Here is a 6,463-nt window from a genome sequence, read left to right on the forward strand (position 1 = left end):
ATAGAATTGTTCTTCAGCCTGTGAGTGAGTGAAGGACCGGTAGATTGCCTTCAGATCTTCAGCGACTTCTTCTCGATCCTTCTTACGCACACGATTTAAGGTGTGTCGTACTTTGTGTACCACACAACGCTGGACATCTGCTTTCGGATAAAGGCTTTTAAAAGCTTCTTCTAAGCCAGGAAGTCCATCAAATACACCGAGTAAGACTTCCTTCAGCCCACGTTGATAGAGGTCTTGAAGCATCTCTTGCCAACCAAGAGCACTCTCTTGACCACCAATGTAGAAACCTAACAGTTCACGATATCCTTCTACAGTGACTCCAATGGCAAAGTAAATCACTTCGTTCGCCACGGTGTCACGGCGGAGTTTGATATACATGCCATCCAGATATAGCACAGAATAGCGTGGGTGTAATTCGCGTTGCTGCCACGCCTGGATATCTTCCATGGCCACTTCCGTGATATTACTGATGGTCGTGGCAGAGTAAGAAGAACCGAGAATGCGTTCAATGAACTTCCCTACTTCACGGGTACTCATGCCACTTTGATACATCTTGATAATGGTTTCCTCAAGCCATCCATCTCGACGTTGGTAAGGAGCAAAGAGCTGAGTTTGAAATTCACCTCGGCGATCTCGTGGTACTGATAATTCTTCGATTTTGCCGTATCTCGTGTCTAATGAACGTTTATAATATCCATTTTTGCTGTTTGGATGATTAGGTCTTTCAACTTTCAAGTAGTTATCCAGTTCTGCTTTCATGATGATTTCAAGTCTTTCTTGAATAAATGATTTTATGATTTCTTCCAGTTGATTTGTGAAGTCGGAATTGTTTATACTTGATGACATAGGTAGGGATTACTCCTCTCTTATGGAATCTCGACAATTCCGAGGATACCCTACCTATTTTTATGTTTTCAAGGGCTTACACAAAATATTTTACGTCATCTTAAATTGGGAATCTTATTGTATGGAATAATTAATATGTTCATCCTTAAATAATTGGGTCGTCGTAAACAATACACATAACACGACACATCTATATATGAGAATGGAATAGGACATTTATTTCCTATCATATGGTTATGTGAAAAGCACAGTTTATCTTTTTTAATGGTTATTTTTTCCACAAGAAAAGACATCGCATCCTAGTGCAATGTCTCTTCTTAAAATTTATTGTAAATAACGATTATACAGTGCCATTACCGTTTTCACCGTTACCATTGTCTGCGTCTAATATGTCTTCCATCTTAAATTGAAGTAACATTTGGGTTTTCAATGCAGTTTTTAATGTTCGGTTTACTGTTTCATTGATTGTAATTAAATCATCAATGTTTGTAGCGGCTACATTAGTGTTTTCTGGTAAAGTACCAACCACCGCTTGAATTTTTTCAGCTTCAGCATTAATAACATGAGCTAGACCTAGTTCTTCAAATGCGACAGAAGCTAATAATAGATTAATGACATCCTCTCTGTTGATATCAATAGAAGGTGTTACGTTTGGAATATTCGGGAAAGACATTTATCAATCACTCCTTTAGATTTTATATATGTAGAGTATTCATTAAGAGGATTATCGATTGGGCAAGTAACTATTAATAGTGCCTAATTTTGAGAAGAGATTAAAGATTAAATTGGGAATCTTATTGTATGGAATAATTAATATGTTCATCCTAAATAATTAGGCCGTCATTTATAGGGGGCTAGAATAATATAAAAAGGAGTAAGTTCGTGACATCTATATCACGTTTTAGGTCTAAACCTATTAGAAAGAATAGAAATAATACAGTTGAAAAAAGAAGGAGGCGACTACATGCCAACTAGTTGGATTCAAGCTATACCTGAAATAATGGAGGAAGTTGAAAGATTCAAACCTAATTCCATATTGGACATTGGTATTGGGTTTGGTAAATATGGAGTTTTATTACGGGAGTCATTGGAACTTCCCTATGAGCGTTATAGTAAATCAGATTGGAAGGTTAGATTGGATGGTGTTGAAGCATTTACAAACTATAAAAACCCCATTCATGAACACGTTTATGACAAGGTGTTGTTTTTTGCAAGCAAAAAGTACAGAGAGTTGCAGCGAAAAATACAAAGGCTTGCAGCTCTTTTTATTTTTACTTATTAATAGTTGCTGCTGCAACATTCACAGAAGAAAGCGCATTTTGCAATCGATAGCTTTCTCCTGTAAATGCTACAATATGAGCATGGTGGACAAGGCGATCAACCAGGGCAGTTGTTAATCGATTATCACCAAAAACCCGATTCCATTGTCCAAATTCTAAATTTGAAGTTACAATTACACTCTTTTGTTCATAACAATCTGCTATGATGTGAAAAAGTAATTCTGATCCTTGTTTTTGAAAAGGTACATAGCCGACTTCATCTAAAATCAATAAATCACAACTTTCAATTTGCCGTTTTAATCTTTGTAATGTACCTTTGGCTAACGCATCTTCGAGTTGTGCTACTAAATCTGCCACTCGATAAAATCTAACCTCATAACCTTTCTCGCAAGCTTTCAATCCTAACGCAGTGCTCAAATGAGTCTTACCAGTTCCGGAAGCTCCTAATAATAATAAATTCTGCTTGTTTAATAGAAACTTTAAATCAATAATTTCATCCTTTGTTGTCGTAGTCGGTAAATGAATTTGCTCTGACCACTTATAATCCTTTAGCCACTTTAACTCACGAAATTTTGCTTTTTTAATTAAGCGAGCGATCTTATTTGTTTGTCTAGATGAAACCTCTAAAGATAAGACATCGTAAAGAAATTGATCCTTTGACTCGTAAGGTATTTCCTCATAGCGGTCTGTTATATTGCTCAAATGAAGCGTCTTACAAATTTCTTTTAAGTTTTTTACCCCCATTAATTCATACTCCTCTCATGATTTGGAAATAATCTTTTATCATACGAATGCAAGTCAGTTTCGTAATCCTTTAAGACAGATGGAGTATGAGTTTCGACGAAACTCGTTGGATAGGTATTCTTTTTTGCAGCTAACATAAAACCTAACTCATGAGGTGCGCGTTCAAGAAAGTTCTCGTTCTCTAATAAACTATCTATTTCTTCGAAACTGTACTTTTTATAGAGCTTTCTCAACCCCTTTATACGACTTTTCGTTTCATCGGCACTTATGATTAAATATTTCCTAACTCGTTCGGGTAAGTACTTCAAATATCGTGAGTAACTTACTGATCGTGGTTTCTTTTCCCAATCTCCAAAAATATCATCCCAGGGAATTTTCCTTGCTATATTCATGTAAGGTCGCATTTCTTGATAAATAATTTCTCCATCTTCCCCTAAACATGAAAAACTGTCCCATTCCTTTTTAACAATTACGCCTTGTTTTATATGAGCTTTATGAATGACAAATTTTTCTCCATCTACAGTAATTTCACCGTACTTATTTACAACAGATGAATCAATCGAGTAGATTGAAAATGCTTTTATTGGTAGTGCTTTTAATGCCTTTGTTTCTTCTTCCCATAATTCATTTATCAGTTTTCCTTTTACATAATGTGATCTATTTCTATCTTCAACTAACTTTTCCTTTAACCATTCTGTAAATGTTGGAAAGTCTTTCATTATTGGCGCACTTACAAAAAAGTTACATCTTGTATAATCGACCTTTTTCTCAACATTCCCCTTTTCATTTCCTCGTGCTGGATTACAAGCTTGTACTTCAAAACCGTAGTGTGCCTGAAATCTAAGAAATGAATCTGTATATTTTCGATAATCTCCTTTTCCTACTGACACAACTGCAGCACTTAGGTTATCAATTCGGAGGTGAGTAGGAACTCCACCAGCTTGTTGAAATAACTCTTTTAGACCGTGTAAAAAACATTCACTATTTTCAGCAGGAAGTGGGTAAGCGAAAGCGGCATTACTATAAGGGAAACTCATAATAAGAATTTTTAGATCTTTGTAATTTCCATCTTTGACAACAGTCATATTTCCAAAATCAACTTGAGCCTCACCTGGTGGATGCTCTAATCGCTGATACCGCGTTTCCTTTAGTTGCTTTAGTTGCGGCTTTTTAAATTGTATATAATCACAAACCGTCCGATAAGATCCCTTAAACCCATGCTCTTCTACAAGTTGCTCAAAGATGTTTTTGTTATTTCTACGATCTTTTCTATTTAATTTCATATCCTCTTCTAACCAAAAATCAACAATCTCACCGTACCCCTCGTCGTACATCATGCCCCGTTTGTTAACTCGAACGGTTTCATTAGGAACATCACCATCAGCATATTTCTTAACAGTTCTCCAATTTCTACCTAATTTGTTACTAATATCAGTAATATTCATATCTTCGTTATTTCGTAAATGTTTGATATAATTAATTTCAGGCATTGCTAGCATCCTTTCATGACCTCCACTGATTGAATTCGACACTCAAAACAGTAGAGAATTTGATTGGGGCTTGCAAGCCTTTTTTTGTGCAGAAATTCTGCACTTTTTCTTTGCAATACTATGTACTTTTATTTTGCACTAAACAAGCCTTTTATCTTTTGGAATGATATCGTCTTTGTTACTGCAATCTGCACGTAATTGAAGGGCTGGATCTGCTGATAAAACATGCTTTGTTATACCAAGTGAATTTAATATTTGAAAAGAATCTTGATCTCGTACAGTAATCGCGTCCACAATGTCCGCAATCCATTTCATCGTTTTTAAGGAATCTTCTTGACTTAATGGGCCAATGCCTACACCATAAAGCATTGTTTTTACATTGAGCATCTTAGCCAAAATAATAGGAGCTAAATAATAGTTTAATGCCCCTTCTTGATTATGAAATAAGTTTTCAGGGTGGGACTCGTTATAGTCTTGGAATAACCCACCACCCCCTACAATAAGTAACGAGCTTTCCTTTAAGACTTTCGTAATTTCCTCAAAGTTTAATCCTAAGATGTAGTTAACATTTGCTGTGCCATAGTAAGGCTTTAGTTGTTTAGACCTTATAACGACTGTAACCTCTACATTCTTATTTATTGATTGTAATTGATTAATAATGACATGAAGAATTGCATCGTCCCCGGCATTTCCAGCACCATAGAAGCCATGGATCAATACTTTCATTTAAATGAACACCTCTTTCTAATAACATTATTGGCTCTAAATTCTTAAATTTCATTTAATAATGATTCTAATTTTTTTGCGCGGTTTTCCCACGAGTTCTCAAGAGCAAAGCGTATTCGTCCTTGTGCATTTCCTGGATGTACTAGCCTTTTCTTGACTAATTTTATGAACTGCTTCCTTGTATTGGCTACATCTACATAAGGAGCTAACAGTCTACATTCGGGGAGATTCGTTGATATAACTGGCTTTCCTGCTGATAGGTATTCATAGGCTTTTACTGGATTAGTAGCGCGTGTTGTAGGAGTCATTTGGAAAGGAATTAAACATACAGAAAAGGCATGAATATAATGTTTTAATTCTTGATGAGGTTTAATTCCTAGATACGTTACGCCCTCTAACTTCCTTTCAGAAAACTTTCTACCAAATTCAGGCCCTATAACAACGATCTCCACTCCCTCTAGTTCATCTTTCATTTTTTTTACGAGCATCTCATCAATCCAAGGTGCCCATGCTCCAACATATCCTACAATCCCATTCCCATTTTTAGGTAAATCTATAGGATAAATATGATCGGATTCACTTTGTATATGAAGTCCTAAGTCAGTATCGTAAGCATTACGTGCCATCTCAATCCTTTTATTAGAATGTTCTCGCGTCATGCGGTTGAAAAGACGTTGGGAGGAACAAACAATGGCGTCTGCAGATTGAGCCATTTTTTCTTCATATGGAAGCCATTGTGGAAATTCATCAATACAATCATAGATCACCTTATCAGGGTTATATTGCTGAATAAAGTCAACAAGCTTGGGCCAACTATTCCAAACAATTACTTTATCCATTGTTCTTCTTCTCATCTCGGAAAATTGACTCTTTATCCACTTTGCATGGTTAAAGACGACAAACAGATTTTCCTCCACTTCTTCAATGGGTTTATCTTCAAACGTTTTATTACAATAACAGACGATGTGGCCATTTCTCGCAAATTGTTTTGCTAATTGTTGGGGCCGTTGTTTCATCCACGACCAATCGATTGTAGGTGGAAAAATAATAATACTCATGCTTGATCACCTTTGTTTTTCAAAATCTTTTATAGCCAAGCTGCTTCTATACTATGATTGCTTGCTTCTCAATGTTTAGACTTTGGAGCAATTTATTAGCCTGCTTTTTGCTCGACCGTCACGTAGAATCATAGTCGAATCAGATCCAATCAAATGAAAAGTCCTAACATATACTGCACTAAACAGAACTTCTATGGTAGTGTCAAAAGTTCTATGAAAAACTAGCACGGTTCATACTACCTACCATTTATTAGGTGGAAATGCCACGCTATCGCTCTTGACAAACACACCAATGGTTTATTCAGAGGTCAATCAAGGG

Annotated in this window: 7 protein-coding genes; 1 reads left to right on the forward strand and 6 read right to left on the reverse strand. The window is 36.1% G+C overall.

Annotated features, from left to right (window positions below):
- Together E2L07_RS19725 and E2L07_RS19730 are read right to left on the reverse strand one after the other, a co-directional pair.
- Positions 1-846 (reverse strand): IS256 family transposase (locus E2L07_RS19725; RefSeq protein WP_134230283.1); only part of this gene is annotated, 846 nt, incomplete at its 3' end.
- A gap of 340 nt (positions 847-1,186) precedes the next feature.
- The gene (locus tag E2L07_RS19730; protein WP_134230447.1) at positions 1,187-1,519 is read right to left on the reverse strand and encodes an alpha-helical endospore appendage domain-containing protein; all 333 of its coding nucleotides are present in this window, start codon (positions 1,517-1,519) and stop codon (positions 1,187-1,189) included.
- Between the two features lie 291 nt (positions 1,520-1,810).
- Here E2L07_RS19730 and E2L07_RS19735 point away from each other — a divergent pair, with 291 nt between their 5' ends.
- Positions 1,811-2,128, forward strand: coding sequence for a hypothetical protein (locus E2L07_RS19735; RefSeq protein WP_134230448.1), 318 nt, complete (start codon positions 1,811-1,813; stop codon positions 2,126-2,128).
- On the opposite strand, the gene istB is transcribed toward E2L07_RS19735, so the two are convergent.
- The 4 genes from istB to E2L07_RS19755 form a co-directional block, all read right to left on the reverse strand.
- Entirely contained in the window at positions 2,118-2,870 is a 753-nt protein-coding gene (gene istB, locus E2L07_RS19740) for an IS21-like element helper ATPase IstB (protein WP_134230449.1), read from the reverse strand. The two genes, E2L07_RS19735 and istB, sit on opposite strands and share 11 nt — an antisense overlap.
- Positions 2,870-4,369 carry an IS21 family transposase gene (gene istA, locus E2L07_RS19745; RefSeq protein ID WP_134230450.1) on the reverse strand — a complete coding sequence of 500 codons (1,500 nt, stop codon included), beginning with the start codon at positions 4,367-4,369 and terminating at the stop codon, positions 2,870-2,872. Before istA ends, istB begins: the two co-directional genes overlap by 1 nt.
- A 129-nt stretch (positions 4,370-4,498) precedes the next feature.
- Positions 4,499-5,086, reverse strand: coding sequence for a polysaccharide pyruvyl transferase family protein (locus tag E2L07_RS19750; RefSeq protein WP_134230451.1), 588 nt, complete (start codon positions 5,084-5,086; stop codon positions 4,499-4,501).
- Positions 5,087-5,130: 44 nt separating this feature from the next.
- Positions 5,131-6,144: a glycosyltransferase gene (locus E2L07_RS19755; RefSeq protein WP_134230452.1), complete on the reverse strand. Its 1,014-nt coding sequence runs from the start codon at positions 6,142-6,144 to the stop codon at positions 5,131-5,133.
- Positions 6,145-6,463: the final 319 nt, after the last annotated feature.

Source organism: Halalkalibacterium halodurans (genome assembly GCF_004376175.1).
GTDB lineage: Bacteria > Bacillota > Bacilli > Bacillales > Bacillaceae_D > Halalkalibacterium > Halalkalibacterium halodurans.

What these genes read in the sequence shown, in the direction of transcription:
- E2L07_RS19730 (WP_134230447.1), bottom strand. Translation starts at nt 1,519, where the DNA reads ATGTCTTTCCCGAATATTCCAAACGTAACACCTTCTATTGATATCAAC.
- E2L07_RS19735 (WP_134230448.1), top strand. Translation starts at nt 1,811, where the DNA reads ATGCCAACTAGTTGGATTCAAGCTATACCTGAAATAATGGAGGAAGTT.
- istB (WP_134230449.1), bottom strand. Translation starts at nt 2,870, where the DNA reads ATGGGGGTAAAAAACTTAAAAGAAATTTGTAAGACGCTTCATTTGAGC.
- istA (WP_134230450.1), bottom strand. Translation starts at nt 4,369, where the DNA reads ATGCTAGCAATGCCTGAAATTAATTATATCAAACATTTACGAAATAAC.
- E2L07_RS19750 (WP_134230451.1), bottom strand. Translation starts at nt 5,086, where the DNA reads ATGAAAGTATTGATCCATGGCTTCTATGGTGCTGGAAATGCCGGGGAC.
- E2L07_RS19755 (WP_134230452.1), bottom strand. Translation starts at nt 6,144, where the DNA reads ATGAGTATTATTATTTTTCCACCTACAATCGATTGGTCGTGGATGAAA.